14 protein-coding genes are annotated in these 14,762 nt (G+C 72.8%); 5 read left to right on the plus strand and 9 right to left on the minus strand.

The window, feature by feature from the left end; all coding sequences use genetic code 11:
• Nucleotides 1-96: 96 nt before the first annotated feature.
• Nucleotides 97-450: a hypothetical protein gene (locus IE274_RS21925; RefSeq protein WP_190117567.1), complete on the minus strand. Its 354-nt coding sequence runs from the start codon at nucleotides 448-450 to the stop codon at nucleotides 97-99.
• 506 nt (nucleotides 451-956) lie between these two features.
• Here IE274_RS21925 and IE274_RS21930 point away from each other — a divergent pair.
• Nucleotides 957-2,015, plus strand: a complete 1,059-nt coding sequence (locus IE274_RS21930; protein ID WP_190117568.1) for a C40 family peptidase — start codon at nucleotides 957-959, stop codon at nucleotides 2,013-2,015.
• A gap of 35 nt (nucleotides 2,016-2,050) precedes the next feature.
• Here the strand turns inward: IE274_RS21930 and IE274_RS21935 are convergent, their stop codons facing one another.
• Both IE274_RS21935 and IE274_RS21940 read right to left on the minus strand, forming a co-directional pair.
• Nucleotides 2,051-2,791 (minus strand): LuxR C-terminal-related transcriptional regulator, encoded by a 741-nt coding sequence (locus IE274_RS21935; protein WP_190117569.1) that lies wholly within the window; start codon nucleotides 2,789-2,791, stop codon nucleotides 2,051-2,053.
• On the minus strand, nucleotides 2,788-4,077 hold the full coding sequence (locus tag IE274_RS21940; protein ID WP_190117570.1) for an ATP-binding protein: 1,290 nt from the start codon (nucleotides 4,075-4,077) through the stop codon (nucleotides 2,788-2,790). Before IE274_RS21940 ends, IE274_RS21935 begins: the two co-directional genes overlap by 4 nt.
• A gap of 318 nt (nucleotides 4,078-4,395) precedes the next feature.
• Between IE274_RS21940 and IE274_RS21945 the strand changes: the two genes are divergently transcribed.
• Both IE274_RS21945 and IE274_RS21950 read left to right on the plus strand, forming a co-directional pair.
• Complete coding sequence (locus IE274_RS21945) at nucleotides 4,396-5,730, plus strand: PspC domain-containing protein (protein ID WP_190117571.1); 1,335 nt, start codon at nucleotides 4,396-4,398, stop codon at nucleotides 5,728-5,730.
• A complete protein-coding gene (locus tag IE274_RS21950; protein ID WP_190117838.1) occupies nucleotides 5,717-6,040 on the plus strand; it encodes a hypothetical protein in 324 nt (107 codons plus the stop codon). The genes IE274_RS21945 and IE274_RS21950 overlap by 14 nt, the downstream gene beginning before the upstream one ends.
• On the opposite strand, the gene IE274_RS21955 is transcribed toward IE274_RS21950, so the two are convergent.
• The 3 genes from IE274_RS21955 to IE274_RS21965 form a co-directional block, all read right to left on the minus strand.
• Nucleotides 6,037-6,564 carry a DoxX family protein gene (locus IE274_RS21955; RefSeq protein WP_190117572.1) on the minus strand — a complete coding sequence of 176 codons (528 nt, stop codon included), beginning with the start codon at nucleotides 6,562-6,564 and terminating at the stop codon, nucleotides 6,037-6,039. The two genes, IE274_RS21950 and IE274_RS21955, sit on opposite strands and share 4 nt — an antisense overlap.
• A gap of 257 nt (nucleotides 6,565-6,821) precedes the next feature.
• Complete coding sequence (locus IE274_RS21960) at nucleotides 6,822-8,087, minus strand: hypothetical protein (protein ID WP_190117573.1); 1,266 nt, start codon at nucleotides 8,085-8,087, stop codon at nucleotides 6,822-6,824.
• 220 nt (nucleotides 8,088-8,307) lie between these two features.
• Nucleotides 8,308-9,093: a class II aldolase/adducin family protein gene (locus IE274_RS21965; protein WP_190117574.1), complete on the minus strand. Its 786-nt coding sequence runs from the start codon at nucleotides 9,091-9,093 to the stop codon at nucleotides 8,308-8,310.
• A 196-nt stretch (nucleotides 9,094-9,289) separates the two neighbouring features.
• On the opposite strand from IE274_RS21965, the gene IE274_RS21970 reads away from it, so the two are divergent.
• Nucleotides 9,290-9,769, plus strand: a complete 480-nt coding sequence (locus tag IE274_RS21970; RefSeq protein ID WP_190117575.1) for a pyridoxamine 5'-phosphate oxidase family protein — start codon at nucleotides 9,290-9,292, stop codon at nucleotides 9,767-9,769.
• 116 nt (nucleotides 9,770-9,885) lie between these two features.
• Here IE274_RS21970 and guaA read toward each other — a convergent pair whose 3' ends face one another.
• Nucleotides 9,886-11,466 carry a glutamine-hydrolyzing GMP synthase gene (gene guaA / locus IE274_RS21975; protein ID WP_190117576.1) on the minus strand — a complete coding sequence of 527 codons (1,581 nt, stop codon included), beginning with the start codon at nucleotides 11,464-11,466 and terminating at the stop codon, nucleotides 9,886-9,888.
• Nucleotides 11,467-11,961: 495 nt separating this feature from the next.
• On the opposite strand from guaA, the gene IE274_RS21980 reads away from it, so the two are divergent.
• A complete protein-coding gene (locus IE274_RS21980) occupies nucleotides 11,962-12,276 on the plus strand; it encodes a chorismate mutase (protein WP_190117577.1) in 315 nt (104 codons plus the stop codon).
• An 858-nt stretch (nucleotides 12,277-13,134) separates the two neighbouring features.
• Here IE274_RS21980 and IE274_RS21985 read toward each other — a convergent pair.
• Nucleotides 13,135-14,025 carry a hypothetical protein gene (locus IE274_RS21985; RefSeq protein ID WP_190117578.1) on the minus strand — a complete coding sequence of 297 codons (891 nt, stop codon included), beginning with the start codon at nucleotides 14,023-14,025 and terminating at the stop codon, nucleotides 13,135-13,137.
• A gap of 293 nt (nucleotides 14,026-14,318) precedes the next feature.
• On the minus strand, nucleotides 14,319-14,735 hold the full coding sequence (locus IE274_RS21990) for a hypothetical protein (RefSeq protein WP_190117579.1): 417 nt from the start codon (nucleotides 14,733-14,735) through the stop codon (nucleotides 14,319-14,321).
• Between the last annotated feature and the right edge of the window lie 27 nt (nucleotides 14,736-14,762).

Genomic DNA, 14,762 nt, shown 5'->3' on the forward strand with positions numbered 1-14,762 from the left:
CAGGGACGCTTACGCGCGTGTGGGCCCGCCCCGGTCGGGGCGGGCCCACACGTACAAGAGGGCGTTCCAGGGCCTGTCCGACCCATCGGACAGGCCCTAGGTCCAGAGGACCGCGATGAAGATGTTCGCCGTCGTCAGGCCGCCGACCGCCCCGAACATCCCCTTGGCGACCTTCTCCTCGTCCCGCTTCACGTACACGAGCCCGAGGATCACGATCAACAGGGCGAGCTTGATGCCGATCTTGACGTTGTTGACCGTGTTGTCGTCCGCCTGGTTCAGCCCGACGAGGGCGAATCCGGTGATCAACATGGTCAACGCGCCGTGCAGCATCGCGGGGCTGAACCGGGCCGTGCCCGCGCCCATGGCCTTCATCTGGGTCAGGAAGCCGCCCAGGAGCGAGGCGATGCCGATGATGTGCAGGCCGACGAAGAGATGGATGAGTACGTCCATGGGGCGGAGCCTAATTCCCGGCCCCCGGCGCGGGCCGGGCGGGTCCGGCCGGTCGTCCCGGTCGCCGGGCCGCCAGGACCGCCGGGGCCGCCAGGACGCCCGGGGCCGCCGGGACCGCCGGGACCGCCGGGACCGCCGCCGCTACGGGGCGGCGCCTTAGCACCCGCCGCCGACCGGGCGGGCCACAAGCGCCACATCGGTCACGCGCACCGCGAAACCCGCCACCGCCCCTCGTCCTGGCCGCTCGGATCCGTTCACTCCGCGCCAGTCATCCGTCGTTAGCGCACATCGGGTCACGAACCGGTGACGGTCAGGTTTAGCGTCCTCTGCCAGGTGACCGACTCCCCACCGCCGCCCCGTCCTGGGACGGCAGTCGGCCACCTCCGCCGAGAAAGTCCGACGGCGTCCCGCTCCCCCGTGCGGGCGCCGCCGGACCGGCACCGCAGCGGCGCCAGGTTCGGCGGCACCGGTGCGGGCCCGGCCACAAGGAAGGACGTGGAGCCTCCGTGGCAGCGCACCGCAAGCCCAAGCAGCGCTCGCTCAGCGGCCATACGGCCCGTACGGCCGCCACTCTCGCCCTCGCGTCGGCCGCCACCGCGACCGCCTTCGAGGGCACCGGACACGCGGAGCCCAAGCTCACCCCCAGCGAGGTGAAGGTCAAGGTCGACGAGCTCTACCGCGAGGCCGAGGTCGCCACCGAGAAGTACAACGGCGCCAAGGAGAAGGCCGACAAGGCCGAGAAGTCCCTGACCGACCTGCGGGACGAGGCCGCGCGCAGGACCGAGAAGCTCAACACCGCCCGCCAGGGCCTGGGTTCACTGGCCACCGCCCAGTACCGCACGGGCGCCATCGACCCGTCGGTGCAGTTGGCGCTCTCCTCCGACCCGGACGAGTTCCTCGACCGGGCCAGCCGCGCCGACCGCGCGGGCCACCGCCAGGCGGCCACCGTCACCGACGTACGCCACCAGATCCGCGAGCTCGACCAGCTGCACACCGAGGCGGACGGCACGCTCGACGACCTCAAGTCCCGCCAGGCGGACCTGCGGAAGCACAAGAAGACCGTGACCGGCAAGCTCGGCGAGGCCAAGCGGCTGCTCGCGCGGCTGACCGCCGAGGAGCGCGCCCGGCTGGCCGCGGACGGGGCGGCCGGTGACGCCGACCGGGCCTCGCGCGAGGCGCCCCGCGCCCCCGCGCCGGGCGCCTCGAAGGGTGCCGGCTCCCGGGCGTCGGCGGCCGTCTCGTACGCCTACAAGGCGCTCGGCAGCCCCTACGTGTGGGGCGCCACCGGCCCGAGCGCCTTCGACTGCTCCGGCCTCACCCAGGCCGCGTACCGCGCGGCGGGCGTCTCCCTGCCGCGCACCACCTACGCCCAGATCGACGCCGGACGACGCGTCTCCCGCGCCGAACTCCAGCCGGGTGACCTGGTGTTCTTCTACTCCGGCATCAGCCACGTCGGCCTCTACGTCGGCGACGGCAAAATGATCCACGCCCCGAACCCGAGCGCGCCGGTGCGGCTCGCGCCCATCAGCCAGATGCCGTTCGCGGGGGCGGTGCGGGTGGGGTGAGTCCGGCCCGCCGTCGGACCCGGCGCCCCGCGCCGTCAGACCAGGCGCCGCGCGGTCGCCCACCGCGTCAGCTCGTGCCGGTTGGAGAGCTGGAGCTTGCGCAGCACCGCCGAGACATGCGACTCGACCGTCTTCACGGAGATGTAGAGCTGCTTGGCGATCTCCTTGTACGCGTACCCGCGCGCGATGAGCCGCAGCACCTCGCGCTCGCGCTGCGTGAGGCGGTCCAGGTCCTCGTCGACCGGCGCCGCGTCCGTCGACGCGAACGCGTCCAGGACGAAACCGGCGAGCCGCGGCGAGAACACCGCGTCGCCCTCCTGGACCCGGAAGATCGAGTCGACCAGGTCCGTGCCGGTGATCGTCTTGGTGACATAGCCGCGGGCGCCGCCCCGGATGACCCCGATGACGTCCTCCGCGGCGTCCGACACCGACAGCGCGAGGAACCGCACCGGGTTCTCCGCGTCCGCCATCAACGGCGCGCACCGGCGCAGGACTTCGACCCCGCCGCCGCCCGGCAGGTGCACGTCGAGCAGCACCACCTCGGGGCGCGTCGCCGTGATGACCGTGACCGCCTGGTCGACGTCGGCGGCCTCGCCGACCACCTCGACGCCCGTGCGCTCCGTCTGGCCGATCTCCGCCTGCACGCCCGTGCGGAACATCCGGTGGTCGTCGACGAGGACGACCCGCACGCGCCGCCCGGCCTCGGCCCCGCCCGCCTCGCCGCCCTGCTGGACGTCGGCCGCCGCCGGTCCGCCCTCTTCGGTCGCGTCGCTCATGTCGCCGCCGTCCTCTCCATCTCCAGCTCGACTTCCGTGCCGCCGCCCGGCACCGCGCGCAACCGCGCCGTACCGCCGTGCCGCTGCATCCGGCCGATGATCGATTCTCGTACGCCCATGCGGTCGTCCGGCACGGAATCCAGATCGAATCCCGGGCCTCGGTCCCGCACGGACACGAAGACCGTCTCCCCCTCGACTTCGGCGAAGACCTGCACCGCGCCGCCCTCGCCACCGTACTTGGCGGCGTTCACCATCGCTTCCCGCGCGGCCTGCATCTGTGCCGTCAGGCCCTCGTCGAGCGGGCAGTCCCCGACGACGACCACCTCGATCGGGACGCCGTGCTTGTCCTCGACCTCGGCGGCGCTGCGGCGCACCGCCTCGGCGAGGGTGTCGGGCTCCTCCGCCTCGTCCTTGCCGGTGCCCTCCGGTTTGTACAGCCAGGCGCGCAGGTCGCGTTCCTGGGCGCGGGCGAGGCGGCGGACCTCGTTCGCGCTGTCCGCGTTGCGCTGGATCAGGGTCAGGGTGTGCAGCACCGAGTCGTGCACGTGCGCGGCGACCTCCGCGCGCTCTTGGGCGCGGATGCGCATCAGGCGCTCCTCGGAGAGGTCCTGCGACATCCGCACCAGATAGGGGCCCGCGAGCAGCGCGATACCGACGAGCACGGCGAGCGCCGCCTGCAGCGCCGCCCCGAGGTCGGACGCGGAGCCCCGCAGGACGAAGATGCCGGACACGCCGACGCCGACGAGGACCACTCCGGCGGCGGTCCGCGCGATCGTCAGCGTGCGCCGTCGGCGGCCGACCTCCATCCAGCGGGCCCTGCGGGCGTTGTCCGCCTGGCGCCAGACCAGCGCGACACCGGCGGCGACGAGCAGGGTCGGCCACAGATAGGCCTGCGTCGGACCTTCCAGGTCGACGCTGCCGACGAAGACCATGACGATGATGACCATCGCGGCCAGCGCGACGATCTGGCCCTTGTCCGGCTTGCGGGCGACCAGCTTGCGGCGGCCGTCCGGCGCCGTCTCCGTCGACACCACGGCCGGTCGCTGGGCGCCGCCGACGCCGCCCACGCCCAGGGGCACGAAGAACCAGAACGCCGCGTACAGCAGCGCGCCCAGGCCGTTGTCCAGGAACAGGCCGATGAAGATGATCCGCACCCAGATCACGGGCAGCCCCAGATGCCCCGCGAGGCCGCGTGCGACCCCGCCGAGCAGGCGGCCCTCACCGCTGCGATAGAGCTTCCGCAGCGGCCGCTCGTCTTCGATGGGTACAGCTGCGGCTTCCGGCATGTGTCCGATGTTCACACGCGGGCACGGCCAGGGGCATCAGGGTCGAGCCCCGAGACTCCCCTGATCTCTCGGCTGCTCTCCCGACTGATCTCTCAGCCGATCCCTCGGCTCATCCCTCAACTGATCCCTCGGCCGATATCTCGGCTGATATCTCGGCTGATATCTCGGCCGGTCCGCCGTCGGCTCCCGCCCGGGCTTCCAGGGCGGCCCCGAGGCGGGGTCGGGGCTGCGGGCTCCGGGACGGTCAGGGACGATTTCAGGGTTGGGCCAGGGTTGTCCCGGCTGCCGCGGCGGGCACCTGGCCGTCACCATGGACTCATGACAGATCAGCAGCCCGCGTCGGGCCCGTCGGCCCCGCCGCACGACCACGCCACCGCCACGGCCGCGGAGCCGGACGGTGCGGAGGTCGTGCGCGAGCCCAAGCTCCGCCGCGACCGCCGGTACCGCAAGCTGGGCGGCGTGTGCGCGGGCCTCGGGCGGCACTGCGAGATGGACCCGGTGATCTTCCGCATCGGCCTCGCGGTGCTCGCGATCACCAGCGGTCTCGGCCTGGTCTTCTACGGCTTCGCGTGGCTGTTCGTTCCCTACGACGACGAGGAGGAGAACGAGGCCCGCCGCCTGCTGACCGGCCGCGTCGACGGCCACGCGCTGACGGCCGTGCTCTTCGCCCTCGTGGGCTGCGGCGTGTTCCTGACCCTGCTGAACAACAGCGACGCGCTGACCTTCGCCGCCGTCCTCGCCCTGCTGCTCGCGGGCGCGGGGTACTGGTCGCGGCACCGCGGCACCCCCGACCCCGACCCGGTGGCCGTCCAGGCCGCGGCGGACGCACCCCCCGAGACCATGGCCCCGCCGGTGGCGGGCGGCCCGTCCTGGTGGCGCGACCCCCTCACCAAGGGCGGCCCCGAGGGGATGCCGAAGTACGTCTGGGGCCCGGACCCGGTCGCGGTGGAGTATCAGCCGGACGCGCCGCACTCCCCCGCGGGCTGGCGCACCCCGGCCCCCGAGCCGCCAGGACCGCGCGGGCCGCGCTGGCTCGGTGGTTGGGTGTTCCTCGCCGCCGTGCTCGCGGGCTGTCTCGGCTCGTCCCTGACCTGGGAGGACCATCCGCTCGGCACCAGCCTGCAGACTGGCTTCGCCTGCTCCCTGGCCGTGCTCGGTCTCGGCATCGCGGCCAGCTCCTTCCTCGGGCGCACGGGCGCGGGCTCGATCGTGCTCGCGGTGATCACGGCGGGCCTGGTCGCCGGCGCCGCCGCCCTGCCGAAGAACATCACCACGGACTGGATACGCACGGACTGGCGTCCGGCCGCCACGGCGGACGTCCGTCCGAAGTACGAGCTGGGCACGGGCGTGGGCACGCTGGACCTGAGCCGGATCGACCTCGGCAAGGACCAGACGGTGAGCACGCGCGCGGAAGTCGGCGCGGGCCGCCTGAAGGTGATCGTGCCGAGCGACGCCGAGGTGAAGCTACGGGCCGAAGTGGGCGTCGGCGACATCCAGTTGCCGGACGACAACAGCAAGGACGTGGACGTGGAGCCGGGCAAGGAGAAGCGGGAGACCCTCGCCCCGCCGCGGGGCGCCAAGGGCGGCGGCACGATCGAGCTGCGGCTCGAGGTCGGCGTCGGACAGGTGGAGGTGGCACGTGCTGCGTCATGAGTTCCAGCCCGGCAGGCTGGTGGCGGGCTGCTTCCTGGCCGCGGCCGGTCTGGTGTACGCGGGTGACGCGGGCGGACTGTGGGACACCCCGTGGTTCGCGATGATCCCGATCGTGGTGGGAGGTCTGTTCCTCGCGGCGGCGACGGCGGCCGTGGCCCATGGCATACGCAAGGCCCGAAAGCCTCGCAGCAAGGACGCGAGCCGTTCGGCGGACGGGCCAGCCGCGGACAGACCGAAGGCCCCGGCGGCCACCGAAGATCCGGCGAGCCCCGAGGACAAGGCACCGACCACCGGCTCCGGCGCGGCCTAGCCCAGACCCAGTCCCCTGGAATCGCGGCGCTCGGCGAGCCAGGCGTCGACGGAGAGGTAGGACGCCCCGGCGAGGATCAGGGGCAGCCAGGCCATCAGGTACGGAAGGTCGTTGCCGTAGTAGTAGGGCTCTTCGTGCCAGCTCATGGTGAGCCAGAGGCTGAGGGAGATCAGGGCGCCGCCGAGCGCGGCGAGCCGGGCGAAGAGGCCGATCAGGATGCCGATGCCGACGGCGAGTTCGCCGAGGGCGATGGCGTAGCCGAAGCCGACGGGGCTCTTCAGGGCCAGGTCGACGAGTTCGGGGAAGGCGGCGAGGTCGCGGACGCCGCGCATGGTCTCGCCGATGGACCCGACGCCGTCGGCCTTCATGAAGGCGCTGTCGGTGATCTTGTCCAGGCCCGCGTAGATGAAGGTGACGCCGAGGAAGACCCGTAGGGGGAGCAGGGCGTATCGGGTGGCGTTGTCGCGCCAGTCGTTCCGCCTGGCATAGCCGCTGTGGCTGTCCGTGCGCATGCCGTGAGCCATGGTTGTCCGCCGCCTCTCCCGCGCCTCGGCCGTTGCCCCGTCAACTGACCATACGTACGAGAGGGAGTCGCTGCTCAGTGGCGTGCGGCGGATTCCTCGACGGCTTCCCGGAGACCGCAGGGGGTGCGGGGTTCCGGGGCACTGGGGAGGGGGAGGTCCATGCGTCCATTCGGAGCGGTTCGGGCGGCGGGGCGGGGTGTGCGGGCTACGGCTGTGCGGGGTGCGGTGCGGTGTGGGGCGGGGGTGGTGCGGGCCGGTCAGTCGGTGACGTCGATGGTGCAGCGGTTGGTCTCGGCGCCCGCGGCGGTGATCACTTGGACGTCGACGCGGCCGGGCTCGACGTCGACGGGTACGGGGACGGTGAGGACGGCGTCCGTCGGGTTGGTGAAGCCGCCGGGGACGGGGACGAGGGGCACGTGGACGTGGACGGTGCCGATGCGGACGGCCATCCGGGCAAGGCGGTCGGCACTGCCCGCGCCGGGCGGGACGAAGCCGGCGCCGCGGATCTCGATGTCGTCGCCGGTGCGGATCGGGGCGTCCAGGTCGCCCGCCTCGCGGGAGCGGACGACGGAGAGGATGACGGGTCGGCCGCCTTCGGCGTACTTGCCCGCCAGGTATGTCGCGGCGGAGACGAGGACCAGCAGGGCGAGGCCCCACGGCAGGTCGGGCAGTTGCTCGGGGCGGCGCGCGAGCCGGACGGCGACGAAGACCACGGCGACGGCGCTGACCAGGACGTACTGGACGTCGGCGAAGTGGCCGCGGCCCGCGTCGTCGGTGAGCAGGTCGGCGGCGCGCGGGCGGTCGGCGCGCACCTTCTGGAGCCGCTGGGAGAGGACGCGCAGGCCGACGACGCGGCGTACGAGCACGGCGACGCCGCAGACGACGGCGAGGACGGTCACCAGGCCCGCCGCGCGGGCCAGCTTGAGGCCGTCGACGAGGTCCGCGCGTGCGTCGTGGCCGGAGGCCGCGGCGAGCTCGCCCGCGAGGACGAGCACGGCGAAGACGACGAACAGCACCCAGCAGGCGGCCACGGCGCGCGAGGTGGAGAGCCGGTTGTCCTCACCGATGGCGGGAGCCATGACGCCGCCGCGGGCCCGGTGCAGATACGCGGCGCCGCTCAGGGCCACGCCGACGACGGCCGCGGCGAGCAGCCCGGCCGTGCGGGCCGTGGTCCAGCCCGTGCCGATGGCGGTGAGGGCCTGGACGAGCAGCAGGAGCAGGACGCCGACCCACACGACGGCGAGCGTGCGCGGCCACAGCCGGGCGAGCCAGGCGTGGCCCTCGGCGCGGCCGCGGTCGGCGACGGTCCGCGCGGACTGGGTCAGCTCGTCCGACACCCACTGGCGGGAGGCTCCCGCGGAGTGGACGACGGCCGCGGGCACGCCGTGCCCGGCCGCCAACTCGTCGCGCTTGGCGAGGAACGCGGCCACGGCGCGCCGGTGCCCCTCGCGCGCTCCGTGCGGGGAGTCGCCGCACGCGCAACCACCCCCGTGCGCCTCCTGCCTGGCTTCCTGCACCGCCACCGCGTACGCCGCCTTCCCCACCCTTGACCGAGGCCACCGCGGGACGCGCGTCCGGATCTTCGTTCGGTCGCGGGTCCGTGAACTTGCTTGCGGTGTTTGGGAATTGTGCCGCACGGACGCCTGTGCGTGTTCCGCGGGTCAGGTCAGCACGGGTGGTCCGGCGGTGCGTTGGTTGACGCCGGGGGCGGGCGGGCACGCGTGTGCGGACGGCGGGACGGGGTCAGGTCAGGAGGTCGGGTTCGCTGCGGGTGATGTCCTGCCACAGGGATTGGTAGTTGATCCAGGCCACGAGGTCGCCGCCGAGCTGTTCGCGGGTCTCGACGGCCTGCTTGTGCCCGATGAGGACCGGACGCCCGGCGGCGCGGGCGGCGAGCTGGATCTGGCAGGAGCGTTCCATGGAGAGGAACCACCAGGCGGCGGCGTCGACGGAGGCACCGACGGTGAGCAGCCCGTGGTTGCGCAGGATGAGCGCCTTGTGGTCACCGAGGGCCGCGGCAATGTGGCGGCCTTCGCCGGCGTCGACGGTGACGCCGGTGTAGCCGTCGTACAGGGCGTGGCTCTCGTAGAAGGCGCAGGACTCCTGGGTGATGGGGTCGAGGAGTTCGCCGAGGGCGGCCAGGGCGCGGCCGTGGGTGGAGTGGCAGTGCGCGACGGCGACGGCGTCGGGGCGGGCGCGGTGGATCTGCGCGTGGACGGTGAAGGCGGCCTGGTTGACGTGGTGGCGGCCCTCGACGACCTGGCCCTCCTCGTTGGCGAGGACGAGGTCGCCGACGGTGATGTGCTTGAAGGGCATGCCGAAGGGATTCACCCAGAAGCAGTCGTCGTACTCGGGGTCGCGCGCGGTGATGTGCCCCGAGACGCCGTCCTCGTAGCCGAGGCGTCCGAAGATCCTGAGCGCGGCGGCGAGGCGTTCCTTGCGGTGGCGCCGCTCGTCCTCGGGAGTCTCGTGCGCCGGCGGCATCGCGAACTGCAACCGCTCGACGGGTATCGGTGTGGGCGCCTGCATGTGTCCTCCGTCCCTGGCCGTACGAAGCGGAAGTTACCGCCGGTCAGCGCAGGAAAACAGGGGTCTCCTGTGAAGGGAGTCGGCAGGCGGGCCGGGCGGGCGACGAGCGGGGCGCGGGGCGTGGCTCCGGAACGGCGCGCGATGGGGACCGCAAAAGGGGACAGTAGGTGTCGCCTTTGGGAGCCAGGCTCGGTGTATGACGTTCAATTGGGCGGCCTTCACGGCCGCGGAACCGGAGCTGGCGCGGACCGTCGAGGACCGCTTCGGCCAGTTCACACACCACGTCCTGGCGACACTGCGCAAGGACGGGGCGCCGCGCACGACGGGGCTCGAAGTGCGTTTCCTGAACGGCGAGTTGTGGCTGGGGATGATGCCGAACTCGCTGAAGGCGCTGGATCTGCGCCGCGACCCGCGGTTCGCACTGCAGGCGAATCCGGGGGCGGGCACGGAGATGGCGGGCGGCGACGTCCGGATCGCGGGGCGGGCGGTCGAGGTGCGGGACCCGGAGGCGGTCGCGCTGTACGTGGACGAGGTGAAGCCGCCGGACCCGATGGAGTTCCACCTGTTCCGCACGGAGCTGACGGAGGTCGTCCGGACGTACATCGAGGACGGGACGTATCTGGCGGTGGAGCTGTGGCAGCCGGGGCAGCCGGTGCGCAGGACGCGGCGGACCTGAGGCACGTGGACGTGCGAACGCCGGTGCCGCCGCCCGGATCAGGGGCGGCGGCACCGGCGTGCGGGCCGAGAAGACCGGCGTTCAGGCCGAGAAGAAGGCCAACAGGACCGTGGGGGTTACTCCCACTCGATGGTGCCCGGCGGCTTGCTCGTGATGTCGAGGACGACGCGGTTCACGTCGGCGACCTCGTTGGTGATGCGGGTGGAGATGCGGGCCAGGACGTCGTACGGCAGGCGGGACCAGTCGGCCGTCATGGCGTCCTCGGAGGAGACCGGGCGCAGCACGATCGGGTGGCCGTAGGTGCGGCCGTCGCCCTGGACGCCGACGGAGCGGACGTCGGCGAGCAGCACGACCGGGCACTGCCAGATCTCACGGTCGAGGCCGGCCGCGGTCAGCTCCTCGCGGGCGATGGCGTCGGCCTCGCGGAGCAGGTCAAGGCGGTCCTTGGTGACCTCGCCGACGATGCGGATGCCGAGGCCGGGGCCCGGGAAGGGCTGGCGCTGGACGATCTCGTCCGGCAGGCCGAGCTCCTGGCCGACCATGCGCACCTCGTCCTTGAAGAGCTTGCGCAGCGGCTCGATGAGCTGGAACTCGAGGTCCTCGGGGAGGCCGCCCACGTTGTGGTGGGACTTGATGTTGGCGGTGCCGGAGCCGCCACCGGACTCGACCACGTCCGGGTAGAGCGTGCCCTGGACGAGGAACTCGACGGGCTGGTCCCCGGGGGCCTCCGCGACGATCTCGGCCTGGGCCTGCTCGAAGACGCGGATGAACTCACGGCCGATGATCTTCCGCTTCTCCTCGGGGTCGGACACCCCGGCGAGCGCGGCGAGGAACCGCTCCTGCGCGTCGACGACCTTCAGCTGTACGCCGGTCGCCGCCACGAAGTCCTTCTCGACCTGCTCGGTCTCGCCCTGGCGCATCAGGCCGTGGTCGACGTAGACGCAGGTGAGCTGGGAGCCGATGGCCTTCTGGACGAGGGCCGCGGCGACCGCGGAGTCGACGCCGCCGGACAGGCCGCAGATGGCGCGCTTGGTGCCGACCTGGGCCTGGATCGCGGCGACCTGCTCGTCGATGACGTTGCCGGTGGTCCAGGACGGGGTCAGGCCCGCGCCGCGGTACAGGAAGTGCTCCAGGACCTGCTGGCCGTGCGTGGAGTGCATGACCTCCGGGTGGTACTGGACGCCGTACAGCTTCTTCTCGTCGTTCTCGAAGGCCGCGACCGGGACGACGTCCGTGGACGCCGTGACGGCGAAGCCCTCGGGGGCGGCGCTGCAGGCGTCGCCGTGCGACATCCACACGGACTGCTCGTCCGGGGTGCCCTCGAAGAGGGTGGAGCCGGACTTCGACACGTGCAGGGGCGTGCGGCCGTACTCCCGGGCGCCGGTGTTGTCGACCGTGCCGCCGAGGGTCGTCGCCATCAGCTGGAAGCCGTAGCACATGCCGAAGACGGGGACACCGGCCTCGAAGAGGGCGCGGTCCACCGAGGGGGCCTGCTCGGCGTACACCGAGGACGGGCCGCCGGAGAGGATGATCGCCGCGGGGTTCTTGGCGAGCATCTCGGCAACCGGCATGGTGCTCGGCACGATCTCGCTGTAGACCCGGGCCTCGCGGACGCGGCGGGCGATGAGCTGGGCGTACTGCGCTCCGAAGTCGACGACCAGAACGGTGTCGGGGGCGGCGGGCGGCGCTACTGGCACGGTTTGCCTTCCGGCGGTGAGCAAGGGGTGTGTGTCCGTCGATTCTAACGGGGGGTCGGAGGGTGGGCGTCTGGTGCGGTTTTCGCCCCCTCCGCCCCTTCCCCGGGGCTGCCCCTTCCCTCTCTGGGGCTGCCCCTTCCCTTCCCATACCTGGGGCTGCGCCCCGGACCCCGTGGCCCGCCTCCCGGCCGACCTGTCGCGCTGCGCGCCCGTCCACGATCGCCGGACGGGCTCGGTGGGGGGTGCGGGAGGTCGGGCCCAGGGGAGACCGGGGACAGTGTGGTGGGTGGGCGTGCGTACACTGGGCGCATGCTCTCGCACTCGATCTTCGTCTTTACCTATGGCATCCGGTCCGCCGGCTGCCATGGTCGAGCTGCTTGACGTAACGCCAAGCGACTTCCCAGGCGCCCCGGGCCGACAAGGCCCGGGGCGTTCTGTCGTTTCCGGGCACCGCCGCCCCGGGGCTCCCCCACCGGATCAAGGAGCCCCACCACCGTGAACGCCACCACCCCCGTCACCACCCCCGCCGCGTCCCCCACCGAGCAGACCGGCGCCCGCACCCCCGAGGCCGCCGAGCTCATCGGCGGTGCCCGTGAGCGCATCGACGCCCTCGACGACCGGATCATCGGGCTCGTCCAGGAACGGATGGCTGTCTCCGCCGTCATCCAGGAGGCCCGCATCAGCTCCGGCGGACGCCGCGTGAACCTCTCCCGCGAGATGGAGGTCCTCAGCCACTACCGGGACGCCCTCGGCAAGCCCGGCACGCAGCTCGCCATGACGCTCCTGGAGCTGTGCCGGGGCCGCGTCTGAGCCCTGCCCGAGGGCCCCGGCCCGGTTTCGTCCCGGCTCCGGCCGGGGCCGACGCCGGCCCCGCCGACGGCGAACGCACCGGCGAACACCCCGGCGAAATGCGGAACCACTGCGCCACGGACCTGAGTTCGGATCCCTTCTCACCCGTACGGCGCGTGACCGGTTCCCGACGGGCTTCGTTGGTCCCGATGTCCGTGCCAGCCAGGGGCGGGCCGCAAGAACCACGCGTGGCTCCGCTGGAGCGATGAGGCGTACGCAGCACGCGTACGCCGTGGGACCTCGCTCCAGAGAAGTGACCGGACGGCAGGGGACAGCAGCCCGGTCACCCAGGGAACGGTCGGCTCCGGGGACGCCCGGAGCCGGTCGGCCTCCGTCCCCTTCCGGCCTCGTTCCCGTTCCGTTCCCGCTTCCCTACTGGTCCCTTCTGGTCCCTTCTGGTCTCTTCTTCCCGCGTTCGTCTTCCGTTTCCCGCTCCGTCTCGCCGAGCCGCTCGCGCGCCCCCCGCACCCTCCGCTCCCCCTGATCGGTTTCCAGCCACCTTCCCGGCCCCGCGCCATTCCGGCCTTGCGCCCCAAGATGTCGTCGAAACAGTTGCGCGGAGAACCGGCCATCCTCCACGATGCGTAGAGGGAGAGGGGCTTCGGACCCCGCTTTCCACAACTTCATTGCCATTGGTCTACACCAGTCGCGCGCCCCTTGTGCGCCGGGTCGGCCACCGGCTCTCTCGACCAGCGGCGCACTCCCCCGGCGCCGCACCGAGGCACCGACGCTGCCCTGACGTCGGTGCTGACAGCCAAGGGCCCCGCGGATCCGTCCCGCGGGGCCCTTCGCTCTGTCACCGATCCGGCAGCCGAACGCCTACCTCACCTTGTCCAGCTGCGCGTCCACGACCGCCGACGGCACCTCGGGCTCCTCGTCCGCCTTCTCCGAGCCAGGGATGTCCGCGCCGCCCCCGCCCTGCCGGGCCTCCTCGTCGCCCGCCACGGCCTCCGGGTCGTAGTAGTTCCGGGCGACGAAGGAGAGCAGCGTCGAGCCGTCCCGCACCACGACGACGGCGTGCCGCTTCACGTACTGCTCCGCGCGGCTGCCGATCTTGTACGCCACCGACTCGTCACCCTTGTCCGGCGCGGTCTGCGACGCGACGCCGCTGTACCGCACGCCGCCCGCGCGGAACGCGCCGCACTGCTTCGACTTCGCCGCCGCCCGCACGTCCCGCAGCGCCTTCCGCGCGCTGTCCGGGCTGTCGTACGCGAACAGCTCGACGTCCGTCGTCGAACGGTCGTCGCGCAGGCTCTTCGGCGCCACCGTGCGGCCCGCGTGGCCGTTGGCCTTCGGCGGGGTGGCGGCGGCCGTCATGTCGGAAAGCGGGCGGCAGGCGGCCGGGGTGGCCGCGGCGCCGTCCGATGCGGCCTCCAGCTTCGACCGCTCCCGGTCCGACGCCTCGTAGCCCTTCAGGCCTCGGCCCGTCAGGTCGCCCTTGGCGAGGACCTTCGCCTTCAGCTTCTTGTCCTCGGGGAACCGGTTCGCGGAGCCGTCCGCGCCGGACTCGCCGCCGCCGGACCCCGACCCGGACTCGCCGTCGGACCCCGACCCGCCCTTGCCGCCGTCGGGCCCCTTCGGCTTCGCCTGCGACGTGGACGACTTGCCGCCGTCGCCCCCGTCACCGTCGCCGCCACCGCACGCGGCGGTCAGGCCCAGAGCGGCCGCGACCGAGACGGCCACCACGACACGCGACACAGCTGACTTCACGTTCCGTTCCCCCATTTCCTGGCGTACCTCGCGCGCAGCACGCCGCGCGCACGCCTCGCACGTCCATGCGGAGTCACCCGCACCACTTCTACGACTGAAGATCGACGTGCGCGGTTCCCTCGAACGGCAGGTCGCGCGTGTGACGTGTACACCACGTACGGCACACCCCCCGCGGGCCACGACGGCGCGCCCGCCCCGAAGGGCACCGCCTCAGCCCCGCGCGAGCGTCACCCAGCCACGCGCGCGCCCCGCAGTCCCGAGCCGACGCCCTCGCCGACGCCGGAACCGACCCCTCACTGCCAGGGCCAGAACCGATAGGGGCTCAGCACCAGGATCGCCAGAATCATGCAGCCCCCGACGATCACCACGCTCCGCACCTGCCGCCACCGCTCGGACCGCTCGGAGCGGGCCTTGCCGTGCGCTGTGTGCGCCGCGCGCCACTCGTCGGGGCGCCACGGCTGCGCGGACTGCTCCTTGCGCTTGCGCCGCTTGCGGCCGACGACGCCCTCGGCCTGCTGGCGCGCCGCCTCCTCGTCCAGGCGGCGCAGCCGCTCGGCGACCATGCGCGCCCGCGCGGACGGCTCCTTCGGTGCGGACGCCCGGATCTCCCGCTCACTGTCCTGTTCGAACCGGCGCCACACCTCGTCGGGTATGAACGCCTCGTCGTCAGGCTCACGCGGCGACTGCACGGACACTGTGCCCCCATCCATTCCCGGCCGTCCCTCGGCCGCCCCGGT

Origin of the sequence: Streptomyces flavofungini, assembly GCF_014650815.1 — a bacterium.
GTDB classification, from domain to species: domain Bacteria; phylum Actinomycetota; class Actinomycetes; order Streptomycetales; family Streptomycetaceae; genus Streptomyces; species Streptomyces flavofungini.